The organism is Alteromonas halophila, from assembly GCF_014651815.1.
Lineage (GTDB): Bacteria > Pseudomonadota > Gammaproteobacteria > Enterobacterales > Alteromonadaceae > Alteromonas > Alteromonas halophila.
On record NZ_BMXP01000004.1, the window covers coordinates 106,230 to 122,681 of the forward strand.

The 16,452-nt window shown below is 51.5% G+C and carries 14 protein-coding genes; 5 read left to right on the forward strand and 9 right to left on the reverse strand.

The window, feature by feature from the left end; translation table 11 throughout:
* Positions 1-18 precede the first annotated feature (18 nt).
* The 5 genes from IE054_RS10105 to IE054_RS10125 form a co-directional block, all read right to left on the reverse strand.
* The gene (locus IE054_RS10105) at positions 19-276 is read right to left on the reverse strand and encodes a hypothetical protein (RefSeq protein ID WP_189406041.1); all 258 of its coding nucleotides are present in this window, start codon (positions 274-276) and stop codon (positions 19-21) included.
* Positions 277-419: 143 nt separating this feature from the next.
* Positions 420-1,421, reverse strand: coding sequence for a DUF4340 domain-containing protein (locus IE054_RS10110; RefSeq protein ID WP_189406043.1), 1,002 nt, complete (start codon positions 1,419-1,421; stop codon positions 420-422).
* Positions 1,418-3,253 (reverse strand): GldG family protein, encoded by a 1,836-nt coding sequence (locus tag IE054_RS10115; protein ID WP_189406045.1) that lies wholly within the window; start codon positions 3,251-3,253, stop codon positions 1,418-1,420. The genes IE054_RS10110 and IE054_RS10115 overlap by 4 nt, the downstream gene beginning before the upstream one ends.
* A 1-nt stretch (position 3,254) precedes the next feature.
* The gene (locus tag IE054_RS10120; protein WP_189406048.1) at positions 3,255-3,986 is read right to left on the reverse strand and encodes an ABC transporter permease subunit; all 732 of its coding nucleotides are present in this window, start codon (positions 3,984-3,986) and stop codon (positions 3,255-3,257) included.
* Positions 3,986-4,924 carry an ABC transporter ATP-binding protein gene (locus IE054_RS10125; protein WP_189406049.1) on the reverse strand — a complete coding sequence of 313 codons (939 nt, stop codon included), beginning with the start codon at positions 4,922-4,924 and terminating at the stop codon, positions 3,986-3,988. Before IE054_RS10125 ends, IE054_RS10120 begins: the two co-directional genes overlap by 1 nt.
* 333 nt (positions 4,925-5,257) lie before the next feature.
* Here IE054_RS10125 and tsaA point away from each other — a divergent pair, with 333 nt between their 5' ends.
* From tsaA to IE054_RS10150, 5 genes are all read left to right on the forward strand, one after another.
* Positions 5,258-5,977, forward strand: coding sequence for a tRNA (N6-threonylcarbamoyladenosine(37)-N6)-methyltransferase TrmO (tsaA, locus tag IE054_RS10130; RefSeq protein ID WP_189406051.1), 720 nt, complete (start codon positions 5,258-5,260; stop codon positions 5,975-5,977).
* A gap of 80 nt (positions 5,978-6,057) precedes the next feature.
* Positions 6,058-7,752, forward strand: coding sequence for a proline--tRNA ligase (locus IE054_RS10135; protein WP_189406053.1), 1,695 nt, complete (start codon positions 6,058-6,060; stop codon positions 7,750-7,752).
* 53 nt (positions 7,753-7,805) lie between these two features.
* Complete coding sequence (locus tag IE054_RS10140; RefSeq protein ID WP_189406055.1) at positions 7,806-8,645, forward strand: MBL fold metallo-hydrolase; 840 nt, start codon at positions 7,806-7,808, stop codon at positions 8,643-8,645.
* 24 nt (positions 8,646-8,669) lie between these two features.
* On the forward strand, positions 8,670-9,590 hold the full coding sequence (locus IE054_RS10145; protein WP_189406057.1) for a phospholipase A: 921 nt from the start codon (positions 8,670-8,672) through the stop codon (positions 9,588-9,590).
* Positions 9,591-9,742: 152 nt separating this feature from the next.
* Positions 9,743-10,216: a phosphate-starvation-inducible PsiE family protein gene (locus IE054_RS10150; RefSeq protein WP_189406059.1), complete on the forward strand. Its 474-nt coding sequence runs from the start codon at positions 9,743-9,745 to the stop codon at positions 10,214-10,216.
* A 92-nt stretch (positions 10,217-10,308) separates the two neighbouring features.
* Here IE054_RS10150 and IE054_RS10155 read toward each other — a convergent pair whose 3' ends face one another.
* From IE054_RS10155 to guaB, 4 genes are all read right to left on the reverse strand, one after another.
* On the reverse strand, positions 10,309-11,208 hold the full coding sequence (locus IE054_RS10155; RefSeq protein WP_189406061.1) for a histone deacetylase family protein: 900 nt from the start codon (positions 11,206-11,208) through the stop codon (positions 10,309-10,311).
* 58 nt (positions 11,209-11,266) lie between these two features.
* Positions 11,267-12,886, reverse strand: a complete 1,620-nt coding sequence (locus IE054_RS10160) for a methyl-accepting chemotaxis protein (protein WP_229805077.1) — start codon at positions 12,884-12,886, stop codon at positions 11,267-11,269.
* A gap of 375 nt (positions 12,887-13,261) precedes the next feature.
* Entirely contained in the window at positions 13,262-14,842 is a 1,581-nt protein-coding gene (guaA, locus tag IE054_RS10165; protein WP_189406063.1) for a glutamine-hydrolyzing GMP synthase, read from the reverse strand.
* 78 nt (positions 14,843-14,920) lie between these two features.
* The gene (guaB, locus tag IE054_RS10170; protein ID WP_189406064.1) at positions 14,921-16,390 is read right to left on the reverse strand and encodes an IMP dehydrogenase; all 1,470 of its coding nucleotides are present in this window, start codon (positions 16,388-16,390) and stop codon (positions 14,921-14,923) included.
* Between the last annotated feature and the right edge of the window lie 62 nt (positions 16,391-16,452).

Below are 16,452 nucleotides of genomic sequence, written 5' to 3' on the forward strand. Positions count from 1 at the left end.
GAATACGTCTATCGCCGCTCAGGGGGGTGTCTCTGGCCTGCGTAAATACAGATAAAGCGGAATAAGGACCAGCAGATAAAACAGCGTTAGCATACTGGCCCGCCCGAATGTCATTGGAAAGACCTGTTCAAAGTGATGCATTGCCACTAAATAGCAGGGCAGAAAAGTCAGGGCTGCAGCATGAAATGAAATGGGGGTGCGTTTAGGGTGCATAAATGTGCCTCGACAGTCTTGATTTAACGGGCGAATACCGTAGCCGCCCGTTAAGCTTGTCATGTCGCGCAGCGTTTACACGATCTATCGATCAGGTTTTAAAAAACACCACCTGTGTACAGCTCTGTTCCGGTGCATAGCTGTTCGATGTTGAGCGGTCGCTATGAAAAATACAACTTTATTCGCTTTGTACTCACCGACACGACTTAACCATCGGTCGCTTCAGGCTCAGCGGGCACAGACTTAAGCAGTGTGTCCGCATGGGGGGTGAGTGCTTCAGCCTGGTAAGGCGCCAGCGTAAAGACCCAGTTGCTCAGCCACGAAGCATTGTCTGCAAGCAGTCTTAACTGATGATTACCATTGTCATCAGCACCCGAAAGCCAGGCTTCAATCTGCCTGCCGTCAGAAAGCATAAAGGTGATAGTGGTAAGATCGGATTTATTTTTGAAGTGGTCAGGCCGAAATACCATTACCGATTCAAAATTAATGGCGACCATATTAAGTACGGTATCGGTCAGCACTGAAGGATAACGCAGTTCGCGTTCTTCAGGCCGCTGGGCCCAGATCCACTGTTGGTCATCAGCACGATTCAGGAGCATGACGTTCTCCTCGCCGTTATCAATGCTGATTTGAGTGATCTCATCGGCTGTAAACGGCACAATGTCCTGACGAAGCCAGTCGGTAGTGGTTCTCGGCAGCGGGATTACTGTATCGGTCAGCAGCACCTGCGGTGCCCCTCGTTCGCGAACAAACTGACCCTGACCATGCTCAGATGCCTTGCCCACAATCAACGAATAGCGCGTGGTGGCTGTCATCAGTGTCACCCTGACACTGGCACTTTCTGCATTGTCAATGTCACCAACACCAAGCCGGTCATAATAGGCCTGATTGCTGGTTTTACGTTCTGCTATCCGTGCCTGAGTCAGCTTCTCGACCAGATCTCGCAGTCGCGTCTGGTTAACCGGAAAGGTCGCATCACTGTCAAGGTGCGTGGCCTGCCATTGGTCTTTGACGAGCCGGGCACTAAAACGGATCCCTTGAGCGTCAGAAACCCTGACTTCTGAGATTGTTGCGGCATCCTCAGTCAGCCCACGTAACACTGGTGCTGACTGTGGCTGGTCCAGTTGCGGCCTGGAGGACAATAAATAGTAGGCAGCACTGGCGCTGGCCACGGTCAGCAATGCAAGAATAAAAATGCGCCAGTTCATGCCTGATCCCCCCGGTATGCTTTACCTGCCCGCTTTCTTAACAACCGGGACATCAGGAACAATACAAATACCAGTACCAGCGGGGCCAGCACAATATTAATAAGCTTAAGCCAGTAGCCTAACGCATCAATATCACGGTCCAGCTGATAACGTATGTCCCGTAAGGACTGTCTTACATTTGCACGTTTATCAATGAAGCTGTCGAGAATTTTTTGCTGCTCGGCTGTACGGGCCAGCGCCGTGCTCTGCCCCTGCTGGTGCTGTAACTGGCTAAGCCGGGCTTCAATCTCTTCCAGCTCCTGTTGCAGCTGCGCTTCGCGTTCTCTGAACGTAGCCTGCGCTTTCGCTTCCAGTGCCTGAACCCGGGTAAATGGCCGTGAAAACTCGCCCCGGCTTCGAATACGTGTCAGGGCGCGGCTACCGGCCAGGCTTTCTATCGCATTAATAATGAGATCACCGTTATTCGCGAAAGGCGTATAGACTGACTCGCCAAAAAAGTTACTTTGCTGTACCCATAGATGGTCGGCAAGCATATCGGCATCACTCACTACCATAATACGGGCGTCATCGCCGCTGGCCTGATGGCGCGGCCCTTCCACTGGCGCCTCAGAAAAAGCAGAGGTCACCGGCCCACTGAGGCTGGCCATCAATGTATAAGACTGGACATCCTCGGTAAGAAACTGAGACAGATCCTGTACCGAGGCTGTTGCCGCTACCTCTTGTGCATCAGCGAGCGACGCATTGGCGGAGGAGCGCGCCAGAGATTGCATTGTCAGCGGGCTGTCAGAAGATAAAGAGATAGCGCCCAGAGACGCACCATTTATCACTTCCAGATTCGCAGTGACGATCTCGTCACTGTTAAGCTCTTGTTGACCAAGCCCCAGGATCCCAAGGTGTTTAACAACCCCCGCACTCTGGTCCCGCACATCCAGTCCCAGAGCCGGATCCAGTACTACGCCCTGTATCTCTATTCCAAGCTGGCGAAATAGCGCAGGGAATGCCGATGCCTGGGGCTGGCCGGATGGCATCATGCCCGACGACTCATAGTAAGGGTCAAGAAACGCCAGGATCCGGCCCTGGCTCATGGCAAACTGGTCAATGGCATAGTCCATCCCTTCGCTGAGTTCTTTAGGATGTATGAGGACCAGCACATCTGTGTTATCCGGTATCATATCGGCCTGAGGTGATATGACTTGTACATCGAAAAGCTGTGACAGTTGCTCAAAAAATACCATGCCTGACGCATAAGGTCCGGTCGCCGGCGCCCGACCACCCGCAACAGGGAGATCGGTCACCACTGCCACTGACACCGGCTCGGGACTGCTCAGTTGGTAAATCAGTTTACTGATATCGTATTCAAGGAACTGTTCTTTTTGCGGATCGAAGAAGGCAATACTTGCCTGATCGTCCAGCGTATTGGTCCCTGCCAGACCAAAGTAGACTGCTTCCCCCATTTTGCCCATGCTGGCCGCAGTGAGTCCAAACTCTGCGGCTTTGTCCTCTGCTTCTGAAAAGGCGACGGGGTCAACCTTGTGCAGTCGTATTTTGCCTCTGGCCCGTTTTTCGTATTCCTCCAACAGACTTTCTACCCTTGACGCATAATGGCGAAGCCCTGGCATTCCTTTCGTGGCCGTTTCGGAAAAGAAATAGTACAGGTTAACAGGCTCGTTGATGTCACTGAGCACTTCTTGTGTGCCCTCAGACAGCGAATACACCTTGCGCTCTGTTAAATCCACACGGAACCGGTTCAGGGTTTCATTGTTGATAAGTACCGTACTCACGAACAGCACGGCCAGTAGCAGAATACTTAGTAATGATAAGGCTTTACGCATGTTACTCAGCCTTCTTCTGTTCAATGATCACCAGACTGGCATACAGCCCCGTCGCGATCACCAGGATAAAAAAGACAACATCATTAAGCGCCAGCACACCTTTGGCCATAGCTGAAAAATGCGTTAAAAAACTTAGCGAGGCGATGGTATCGATTATCAGGCTATTGGCCCAGGGCTCAAACGCATCCAGCACCATCGCCGTGCCGCTTACGACAAACAGAAAGCTCACCAGAATAGCCAGAATAAACGCTACCACCTGGTTTTTTGTCAGTGCGGACATACACATGCCTATCGCCAGAAAGGCACCGCCCATCAGCCAGCTACCAATGTACGCAGCGACGATGATGCCATGGTCTGGATTGCCCAGATACGCAGCGGTCAGCCACAGCGGGAACGTAAGCATGAGTGTAAGCCCCAGTACCGACCAGGCTGCCAGAAATTTAGCCAGTACCACCTGTCCCAGACTAACGGGCAATGTCATCAGTAACTCAACAGTACCGGTTTTACGCTCTTCAGCCCAGCTGCGCATGGCAATAGCAGGTACCAGAAACAGATATAACCAGGGGTTTACATTAAAAAAGGGCAACAGATCTGCTTGTCCCCGCTCGTAAAAGTCACCAAAAAAGAAGGTCAGGATGCCGCTCAGTACCAGAAAAACAGCCACGAAGACATATGCCACCGGCGTTGAAAAGAAGCTTGCAAACTCGCGTTTGCCGATTACCCATACTGACATTACGCCGCTTCTCCTTCGCCGTCTTCATCACACGTTATCTGACGGAACACGTCATCCAGCCGGCCGGTTTCCACATGCAGCTCATCTACCGGCAGGCGCCGTAGCTGAATGTGTTCGGCGACGGCGTTCAGGATGAGATGCCCTGGTTCCGGAAACAGTGTCACATTCCCCGTCGCCTTATCAATCTCCATTTCAGCGACACCGTCTAGTTCAGCAAGGCCGGATATATCGGCGGCATAACTCAGGCTAAGTGTCACTGCCTGATAATACCGCGACTGCTGCTGGAAGGCTTTGGGCGTGCCATTGAACCGGATTTTGCCCTTCGCAATCACCATCACTCGGTTACACACCGCCGTCACCTCTTCAAGAATATGGGTAGAGATAATGACAATCTTATCTTTTGCCAGGGCCTTGATAAGGTTTCTGACCTGATGTTTCTGGTTAGGATCCAGCCCGTCTGTAGGCTCATCAAGAATGAGAATTTTTGGATCATGCACCAGAGCCTGAGCAAGCCCTACACGACGTTTAAAGCCCTTCGACAGATTATCAATATGACGGTTTAGAACTGACTCCAGCGACAAATCGCCAATCACGGCTTTGAGTCTTTCTTTTTTATACGCGCCCTTGAGTTTTCGGGCACTGGCAATAAAGTCGAGGAACTGAAACACAGTCATATCCCCATAGGCAGGGGCACCTTCGGGTAAATAGCCAATCTTGCTTTTTATTGCCAGTGACTCGTCACCTATTGTGTGTTCATCAATGACGATTGAGCCAGATGTCGGTGTCAGAAAACCGGTCAGCATTTTCATGGTCGTTGATTTGCCGGCCCCATTCGGACCGAGAAACCCCACGACGTCGCCGGGATGAATATCAAAACTGACAGCATCGACAGCGGTAAGGTGACCAAACTGCCGGGTGAGATTTTTAACTGCAATCATTTGAATCCTGCTACAACTGTATTCCCTGATGAGCCTTTGCTGACCCAGTGTTCTGTTTGTATAAGCGTACTGTTGATAGTTTGACACAGTGTCAAAAATCTAGCACCCGTAATCTTCACTCAATTTTTTAACCGGTAAAATGCCGGCAACGGATCGTCACATCTTCTCCGGTAGCAATTCATACCCACTGTGACTGGTATAAGCGTTACGCATCATTCGCAGACGTTGATCACGGGTTAGACAACACGGTGGCGCTGTGGGTGTCTTGAGTCGGCATCATCACTGGGGTATAAGGGACGCACAATGTTGTAACCCAGCCAAGAGAAAGTAAACATGCGCCAGGCGTCCGTCTCCTTTGACCCTATCGGAACCATTACCACGCCTTACCGGCAAAAATTTGCGATACCGCGACAGCCAAATCTGGTCGATGCCCGGGGACAAATTACGCTTCGCGAAGACATTCATGCACCAGCAGTCTTCAAAGGACTGGATAACTTCAGCCACCTGTGGCTGCTGTTTGTTTTTCATCAGACCCAGGCGCGCGGCTGGAAGCCTGCGGTTAAAATGCCCAGGCTGGGAGGCAATGCCACACTCGGTGTGTTTGCCAGTCGCAGTACTCACCGCCCTAACCCCGTCGGCATGTCTGTGGTCCGTAATCTGGGCTGGAAACAGTCCGGCGGTACTCTGACACTGAACGTGGGTGGCGTGGATTTACTCTGTGACACGCCCATTCTGGATATTAAGCCTTATATTCCCTACGCCGATGCGCAATCAGAAGCGACGGATACGCTGACGCCTGCGCATCCCTCTCACCAGCGCGACGTCTCGTTTTGCGATGCGGTGTGGCTGCAACTAAAAGACGTACAAGCCAGATACCCTGACTTTATTGCATTGCTGACCGGTGTGCTGGCACAGGATCCACGGCCTGCCTACCGTCAGAAGCTGGACGATGATGAGCGTCTGTATCATGTGGCCCTGTACGATATTGATGTGCACTGGCAGGTAAGCAGCAAAAAAGTCTGTGTCCAGTCCATCAGTCCCTTTAAGGAATAAGCGACTTTTCGCTTTTTATGGTCACGGACAAACTGCTAGAATACCGCGTCTAACGACAACGAAAAGGAAGAAGTGTTCTGATGCGAACCAGTCAGTACCTGTTATCGACACAAAAAGAAACCCCGGCCGAAGCAGAAATCGTCAGTCACCAGCTGATGCTGCGCGCAGGCATGATCCGTAAACTGGCATCAGGCCTTTACACCTGGCTGCCGACCGGGCTGAAAGTACTCAATAAGGTCGCCGCCATCGTTCGTGAAGAAATGGATCGTGCCGGTGGTGTCGAAGTGTTGATGCCGGTAGTGCAACCTGCCGACTTGTGGGAAGAGTCGGGTCGCTGGGACGAGTACGGTCCGGAATTGCTCCGGGTAAAAGATCGTCACAAGCGCGACTTCGTTCTGGGTCCGACCCACGAAGAGGTAATCACCTCGCTGGTTCGCAATGAAATCAACAGCTATAAACAGCTGCCTGTCAACCTGTATCAGGTGCAAACCAAATTCAGAGACGAAGTCAGACCTCGTTTTGGTGTCATGCGCGGACGTGAGTTCACCATGAAAGATGCCTACAGCTTTCATTTGACCGACGATTGTCTGGGTAGCACTTATCAGAAAATGTATGACGCCTACACCCGTATGTTTGAACGCATGGGCCTTGAGTTTCGTGCCGTTATCGCCGACTCCGGCGCTATCGGTGGCAGCGTATCTCACGAGTTTCACGTGCTGGCAGATTCAGGTGAAGACGCTATCGCTTTTTCCAGTGGCGGCAATTTTGCAGCGAATGTGGAAATGGCTGCGGTGCCAGCACCAGCGCCACAGCAGCCATCAGGCACAGCCTCTTCTTTTGTGAGTAACGCGGGCGGTGTCGAGGCGGTTTGCGAAAGCGAAGGTATTGCCCATGACCGTGCGGTGAAACTCGTTGTGGTCAGCACCGAAGACGATCAGGGTGAAAAAGGCCACGCTGTGCTGGTATTACGCCGTGATCATACCCTTAACCAGGTCAAGGCTGAAAAGCTGGACAACGTCGCGCTACCGCTGCAGATTGCCAGTGATGACGCCGCAGCGGAAATACTTGGCATGCCCCTTAACTTTGTCAATCCGCTGGATTGTCCGTTACCGGTCATTGTAGATCACAGTGCGGCAGCACTCGCAGACTTTGTCTGTGGCGGTGGTGAAGTCAATTCGGTTCAAATCAACGCTAACTGGCCTCAGGCAATTACCTCGGTTGATATCCGCAATGCGCAGGCTGGCGATCCGTCGCCAGACGGCGATGGTGAACTGACCATAAAACGCGGCATTGAAGTTGGCCATATTTTCCAGCTGGGTGATAAGTATTCCAAAGCCATGAATTGCGGCGTACTGAATGAGTCGGGCAAGCACGAAACCCTGACCATGGGCTGCTATGGCATCGGCGTCTCACGTATCGTAGCCGCAGCGATTGAACAGAACCACGATAAATTTGGTGTGATCTGGCCAGATCCTATTGCGCCTTTCAAAGTCGCACTTATTCCTATGAACATGCATAAGTCGCAGCGCATCAAAGATGCGGCCGAGGCAATCTATGCACAGCTCACAGAGCTTGGCATTGAAGTGCTGTTCGATGATCGTAAAGAGCGCCCGGGTGTGATGTTTAATGACATGGAATTAATTGGCATACCTCACAGTATTGTGGTGGGAGAGCGAAATCTGGACAATCAGCAGGTAGAGTATAAGAATCGTCGTAGTGGCGAAAAACAACTACTGGATGTAGAGGCCGTCGCGGCATTCGTCCAGCAAGTGTAATCGGGCAGGCGCCAGCAGGGATTCGCTGGCGCCTTTAAACACGGAGGCAAGGCATGCAGGTCACCTTTTACGGCGTAAGAGGCTCAATTCCGACACCCGGCGAGGCGTTTGTGCGCTATGGCGGCAATACTGCCTGTGTACATGTGAAGTTAAACGACGGTACCGATATTATTCTGGACGCAGGCACTGGTATCCGGTTGCTGGGGAACAAACTGCGTCATACCGACACGCCCATTCACCTGTTGCTGACCCACAATCACTGGGATCATATTCAGGGCTTCCCGTTTTTTGCTCCGATATACCAGCAAGGCCGCCCTATTACCATCTATCCCGGGCAAACCAATTTGCCGGAATACGATCAGATATTAAAACAAATGCAGGGGTCGGTATTCCCGGTGCCATCGGATGCGCTGGTCTCTGAGATAAACCTCGACATCAAGCCGCCTGACGTTAATACCTGGACTATCAATAGCGCTACTATTCGACGACTGCCTATGAATCATCCGGGTAGAGGCAGTGCCTATGTGATTGAAGAGAACGGCGTAAAACTGGCTTATGTTACCGATAATGAGCTCTACCCACCCTATCAAAAAGAAACTGATTTTCAGACTTTTGCTAATTTCGTGGGCAATGCAGACCTGCTTATACACGATGCTCAGTACATGACTTCGGATATGCCGGCCAAATCTGGCTGGGGACACTCTGTCGCTGAAGAAGCCGTAAAACTGGCCATGGCCGGCAATACACAACGTCTGGCCTTGTACAGCCACGATCCTGAGCGCACCGATACCGACATCGATAACGTGGTCACGCATTGCAATCAGTACATTCATGCCGTCGAGTCGTCGGTTTCATTGTTTGCCGCGGCAGAAGGTCAGACTGTCGCGCTTTAACCTTTATCAGCGAAGGAGTGTAAGGTGCCTTTTTTACGTTGTTTGCTTGTTGTACTGCTAAGTGTTGCTGTAAGTCAGAATGCCTTAGCTGGGCAGCAGACTGAGAAAAAAGAAGTGGAAGGGAAAGAAGAAGAGCGTGAAGGAATCATTGACTACCGGTTGCGTTCAGATCGCGATGCTATTAAAAACCCGTTTGCCATCACTCAGCATCATCAAAATTACTTATTACCCGTCACCTACGTGACAAACCCAAATTCACTGGGTAATGAAAACCTGACACCGGATAATGTCGATAACACCGAAGCCAAATTTCAGATCAGTGTCAAAACCCCGCTTTATCTTAACGATCAGAAAGCTGGCGGGCTGTACTTTGGGTTTACGCTCACGTCTTTCTGGCAATTATACAACGATGAAGTTTCGAAACCATTTCGCGAAACAAACTATGAACCCGAGCTGTTCTGGCAGCAAAATACCGAACTTAATGTACTGGGTTACACCTTTAACACCATCCAGGCCGGCTTTAACCATATGTCGAATGGCCAGAGCGGGCTGCGCTCACGAAGCTGGAACCGGCTGTTTGCCTCGCTGCTTTTTTCCAGTAAGGAAAACCTCTACTACGTTAAAGCCTGGTACCGTATTCCTGAAGATAAGAAAACCTCACCCATGGATGCCACGGGTGATGATAATCCCAACATTACCGACTATTACGGGCGCATGGAATTCGGCTACGGCACCCGTTTTGGTGACGTAAAACTGCTGATGCTGATCCGCAACAATTTAAATTTCGGCAACAACCGGGGCAGTATTCAGCTGAATCTCAACTATCCGCTATCAGACCGGTATGATCTGATGTTGCAGTACTTCAACGGGTACGGTGACTCTCTGATTGACTACGACCGTTCGCAGGAGCGCATCGGTATTGGCTTTAGCCTGAAGTTCCTGTAGCACACCAGGGTCCTGCATCTCTGCGCGTAACAGCCTGATGTTTCGAAAATAAAGCAAACAACCGGAATTCTTCTATAGTTGTAAACAGCGCGCTGATGTCGCCAATACAACAGCCAGGTTTAAAGCCACACTCACGCGATAGGACTGGACGTATGAAGCGAGACTCTCACAATGAACTGCCATTAGATGATCCGGACCCCATTATTCGTGTCAGCCATGTGGCCATTCGCTTTGCCGTTAAACTGCTTGCCATTCTTATGGTCATCGTCATTTTTTTCGGCATTGCCGATGTTATCTATGTGCTGTATCAGCGACTGATAGCAGATCCCGTTTACCTGTTAAATATCAGTGATATTTTCGAGACATTTGCCGCCTTTCTGGCGGTGTTGGTGGCCATTGAAATATTCGTAAACATTCGGATATATTTGCGAGGTTACGACTTTCCGGTCAAACTTGTGGTGGCCACTGCAATGATGGCGGTCGCCCGAAAAATCATTGTGCTCGACTTTGCAAAAATTGAGGCCATGGAAGTGTTCTCGCTAGGCGCAATTATGCTGGCATTAGGTATTACCTATGGCCTGATGCTCAGAACCGGAAAAGAACGCGAACGCCCTGCGGACCGCTAGCCAGCGCTGGCTGGCCGTAGTTTACGTTAGTCGCACGGGCCCTGGCCAGCGCGGCACCTACCGTGCATAAAATACCTTCTTACTGCTCTGGTCTAACGGATCACGCCTGCCGCACGGTATAACTGCAGGTGAACATCTACCAGCGCGCTGATATCCCGCTGATAGCCTCCGCCGATAACCGCTGCAACAGGCACGCCATGCTGCTGACAGCGCTCCATAACCATAGTATCCCGCGCCAGCACTCCTTGAGTTGTCAGTGACAACAATCCGAGATCGTCGTTACCATGAACATCCACACCGGCATCAAAAATAACCGCATCAGGCTGTGCCTGTATAAACGCAACGTGCAGGGCTTCGTCGAGGGTTTCGAGATACGGCTCGTCCTTCATTCCTTTGGGTAAGCCAATATCAATATCTGACACCTGCTTTCGGTGCGGAAAGTTTTTCTCGCCATGCAACGACAGGGTGAACACGGCGGCATCATCGCGAGCCAGCCAGGCTGTGCCATCGCCCTGGTGTACATCGCAATCTATGATCAACACCTTATCGATGGAGGCTGAGGCCAGCATGGTTTTGGCAGCCAGATACAAATCATTAAATAAACAAAAACCGGAACCAAAACTGTCAAACGCGTGATGATACCCGCCGGTCAGATTCAGTGCCCGGCCATGTTCCAGAGCCAGATTCGCGGTCAGACAGGTGCCGCCTACAGCGCGAAGTGTTCGCTGAATTAGTTGCTGCGACCAGGGAAAGCCAATACGGCGCATGGCTTTTTTGTCCAGTGAGCCGCTGAGCAGCGCGTCAACATAAAGCGGATCGAAGTGATCGCGAAGTACCCCCTCCCCGACCGGCTCGGGGGAAATGAAGCGTGACGCCGCAACGCCATGCTGACCAAGCGCATCGCGGATCCCCTGATACTTTTCAATTGGAAACCGATGCCGTGGTGGCAATGACAACTGACTGTAAATCGGGTGGAAAACCAGTGGGATCATAATGCTCGCTGCCCGCAGAAATCTTACATTGGCAGGCAGTGTATCATGCGTGCTGGTATTAGCGGCTTAAGCTGTTCACAACACGCTCGACATTATCTGACATGCGCTGCATGGAACGGGCTATATCGTCGCCCTGAGATAAATCATGGTATTTCTGTGACGATGTCACCACCTTGGAGATAATAGCCTCAACATCGCTCAGTACCGCCTCCTGCTCATCCGCAGCATCATTTAAGGCCACCACCACACTGGCAGTCTCTTTAATATCGGATACAACCTGATTCAGGGTTTCCAGTGCCAGCGCGGCTTCTGTCGCATTGGTATCAGAGAGCTGCTTTCCTTCCTCCATTGCGGTCACCGCGCCGCGCGCTTCTGCTTCAAAACTGCTCAGAATATCGTTTATTTCCTTGGTCGACTGCTGGGTTTTCGCCGCCAGCGCCCGCACTTCATCCGCTACTACGGCAAACCCCCGGCCGTGATCGCCGGCACGCGCCGCCTCAATCGCTGCATTGAGGGCCAGCAGATTGGTCTGGTCAGCGATTTCATTTATCACATTTACCACTTTAAGAATATTTGCACTGCGGCTTTGCAGTTCACTGACAATCTCACTGGAATGCGTAACGGTCCTGGCTAACTGTTTAAAGCCCCGGTTCGCTTTTTCAAAGGTGGCATAACAGCTGGCCACGTTTTCCTGTGAATTATTGGTCGCTACCGCCACCTGATCGGTAATCGCTACCAGATTCTGTACAATTTCACGCAATTTATCGGTGCTGGCGTCCAGAGACTGTGAGGCATCCCGTTGCTCAACGGCACCATCCATAATGGCATCGCTGACACCATGCAGGTTTTTCACGGCATGCACCATTTCCTGCTCGGCGGCCTGCAGCTCACCCACAGAACCTTTTAACTTGTCCTGTAATGTTCGTGCTGAGTCTGCCAGTGCACCCAGCTCATGCCGACTACGGTAAGTTAGCGGGTAGTCATAGTTACTCTCGGCCAGGTGTCGGATGCAGGTAGCGATTTCTTTAACCGGCCGAATAACCTGGTGTCGTAGTCTGTAAATAACGTAGACCACGGACAATAGCGATAACACCACTGATGCAATCAGTACCAGGTACAACGTACTGCGGGTACTGCCCTGCAGGTCAGCGGTTGCCTGGCTGGATTGTCTGCCTATTTCGTCGGCAATGGTTGCCAGCAGCTTTGCGGGTTCGCGGTCTATGCCCCGTACAAAATCATCCCCCACTTTAGCGTCAAAGCCTGATGCGACAAACGCCTCATACCCTTCCCGGTATTTCTCAGCCATAACCTGGTGCGACTTAAGAAACTGTCGGATATCTGACTTCGCCGCGCTGCTGATAACCGGATTATCCAGCATAGTATGAAACTGCGCCCGAATATCTTTTTCACGTTGTTTAAACCGGCCCCAGTATTTATTTCTGTCCTTCTCGTTGTGTCCGCGCAACAGCACATTTTTCCATTCCTGAACCTGAGTTTTAAAGGCACTTAACACCCCGTTGACATCGCGTTCAGACCGGATCAGGGTGTTTTCAAGTTCTTCAATAGAATTGATAAGCGTAAAGGACTTAACGATGGAAGAGGCATTAAGGAGTACTAGCAAAAACAGGCTGGCAAGCACGGGCGTCATTACCAATCGGCTTATACTGGAATAGTTCACACATACACCTTTGTTCGGGGCTACAATTTTAACGCCGGTATTAAATGATCGCTGTGTGACATACGCATGACAAAAAAGTATAAATTAATATAACCAACTATTCGGATATATACGCAACATGCCATTATCGCGACTGCAGGAGTCCCCAACAATGCACAGGAATTCACAGGTTTTTGGAGCGGTTTTTTGTAGTACGCAGCGATACTTTATTAGCGCAGGCGTGGGACAAGTGGCGAAGAGGAATCTGGCCTCAACCAGGCTTGGTTAAGATTTATTCGCGGCAAAGTAACGGCGGGCAGAATGCATCATGCCCACACACATTACTTTTTATCACAAAGTCTGCAAGGGGCGTAACGCATCACACCCCTTCCAGATTTATTCCCACTCAATGGTGGCAGGCGGCTTACCTGAAATGTCGTAGACAACACGCGAAATGCCGTCAATTTCATTAATAATGCGGTTTGAGACTTTACCCAGGAAATCATAAGGCAGATGGGCCCAGTGGGCTGTCATAAAGTCGATGGTTTCTACCGCGCGCAGTGACACAACCCAGTCGTATTTACGTGCATCCCCCATCACACCGACCGAACGCACCGGTAAAAATACGGTGAAGGCCTGGGAAACTTTCTGGTAAAGATCGGCGCTGCGCAACTCTTCAATAAAGATAGCATCAGCACGACGCAGCAGGTCGCAATACTCTTTTTTGATCTCGCCCAGCACCCGAACGCCAAGCCCTGGTCCCGGGAAAGGATGGCGATACAGCATATCGTATGGCAGGCCCAGCTCCAGACCAATCTTGCGAACTTCGTCTTTAAACAGTTCACGCAACGGTTCGACCAGTCCAAGCTCCATATCTTCCGGCAGGCCGCCCACATTGTGGTGTGACTTGATAACATGCGCTTTGCCGGTGGCAGAGCCTGCTGACTCGATGACATCGGGATAAATCGTTCCCTGCGCCAGCCATTTAGCATTAGTCAAAAGTGCAGCCTGCTCGTCAAACACCCGCACAAATTCATTACCGATGACTTTGCGCTTGGCTTCCGGGTCGTCAACCCCTGCCAGTTTGTCCAAAAAGCGCGCTTCAGCATCGATCTTGATGATATTCAGGCCGAAGTGATCGCCGAACATTTCCATGACCTGCTTGCCTTCATCAAGGCGCAGCAGCCCGTTGTCGACGAATACGCAGGTAAGCTTGTCACCAATGGCCTGGTGCAACAGCATGGCAGTGACCGAGGAATCAACGCCACCAGATAAGCCCAGAACCACTTCCTCATCGCCGACCTGCTTTTTAATTTTTTCTACGGCATCTTCAATAATCGCGCCGGGGGTCCAGAGCTTCTCACAGCCACAAATGTCCATCACAAAATGGCTCAGTAGACGCTGGCCCTGACGGGTATGCGTGACTTCCGGGTGAAACTGTACCCCGTAGAACTGCTTTTCTTCATGGTACATCGCCGCATGCGGACAGGACGCAGTCTGCGCGATCGTTTCAAAGCCTTCGGGGACCGCTGAGACCTTATCGCCATGACTCATCCACACATCCAGCAGTGCATTGCCGTTGTCACTGATGGCATCTTCAATATGGCTGAGCAGCGGGCTGGGTTTAATGATTTCCACCTGCGCATAACCAAACTCACGACGGTCTTTTGAGCCCAGTACACCACCGCCAAGCTGTTCTGACATAGTCTGCATGCCATAACAGATCCCCAGCACAGGAACACCTGCGGTGAACACATAATCCGGCGCACGCGGTGAGCCCTGCTGTGTCACCGACTCAGGACCTCCGGACAGGATAATGCCCTGCGGGTTAAACTCGCGAATTTGTGCTTCTGTGACATCCCACGCCCAAAGCTCACAATACACGCCAATTTCACGCACCCGACGTGCAATTAGCTGTGTGTACTGCGATCCAAAATCAAGTATAAGAATTCGCTGGTCATGAATATTGGTGGTCATGCTGTTACCTGTCATCAATAAAAAGAAAAAGGCTGGTAAGAGACCAGCCTGACATTGGGTTTGTCATGCGCCCGGGGCTTAGCCCAGGCGATAGTTAGGCGCTTCTTTGGTAATGCTCACATCGTGCACGTGAGATTCGCCCATGCCGGCAGAGGTAACACGCACAAATTTTGCTTCGTTACGCATCTGATCAATGGTGCCACACCCGGTCAGTCCCATGGCAGAGCGCAGGCCTCCCATCTGCTGGTGGATAATTGTCGCGATTGGCCCTTTGTAGGCCACCCGGCCTTCAATGCCTTCAGGTACCAGTTTGTCAGCCTTGCTGGCATCCTGGAAATAGCGATCTGATGACCCATTACTCTGGTTCATTGCGCCCAGTGAGCCCATTCCGCGGTATGACTTGTAATAGCGGCCCTGATAGAGTTCGACCTCTCCGGGCGCTTCTTCGGTGCCAGCCAGCATGCTGCCAACCATGACGCAGCTTGCGCCCGCCGCAATCGACTTGGCAATATCGCCCGAGAAGCGAATACCGCCGTCGGCGATGACCGGGATATCATGATCTTTCAGCGCTTCGACAACGTCGCCTACGGCAGAAATCTGTGGTACACCACACCCGGTAACAATCCGGGTAGTACAGATAGAGCCTGGGCCAATGCCAACTTTCACTGCATCGACACCCGCTTCGACCAGCGCCAGTGCGCCTGCTGCAGTCGCAACGTTACCGGCGATGATCTGCAGATCCGGGTAGCTGTCACGTACTGATTTTACCCGATCAATCACGCCCTTTGAGTGACCGTGAGAGGTATCAATCAGCAGCACATCAACGCCGGCATCAACCAGCAGCTGAATTCGCTCGTCGGTACCTGCGCCAACACCAACGGCAGCACCAACCCGCAGTCGGCCCAGCGAATCTTTACAGGCGTTGGGTTTATTTTCTGCTTTCTGGAAATCTTTAACGGTGATAAGGCCGGTCAGCTTAAAGGCATCATCGACCACCAGGATTTTCTCTATGCGATGTTCGTGCATCAGTTCCAGTACGTTGTCAGAACTGGCCCCTTCTTTCACCGTAACCAGGTTATCCTTGCTGGTCATGACCTGCGATACGGGCAGTTCAAGACGACGCTCAAAGCGCAAATCGCGACCCGTAACAATACCGACAAGATTATTTTCTTTGTCCGTGACCGGAAAGCCTGAATACCCCAGCTTTTTGGATAGCGCAATGACATCGCCGATGGTGGCGTCAGCCTCAACCGTCACAGGATCGGAGACCACACCACTTTCGTATTTCTTCACTTCGCGAACGTGTTTGGCCTGCTCTTCCGGCTGCATATTTTTATGAATGAAGCCCATTCCGCCTTCCTGCGCCAGGGCAATCGCCAGCGGCGCTTCTGACACTGTATCCATTGCAGCAGAAACCATGGGAATATTCAGGGTAACCCCGCGGGTGAGGCGCGTCTGTAAACTTGCTGTATGAGGGAGGACGTCAGAATAGCCGGGAACCAGCAGAACGTCGTCAAATGTAAGCGCTTCTTGGATGATACGGAGCATGCAACAACACCTTTTCAGTTGAGGGTTAATTGCGGCGCAATTGTAGTGTTTTTTCGTTTTCA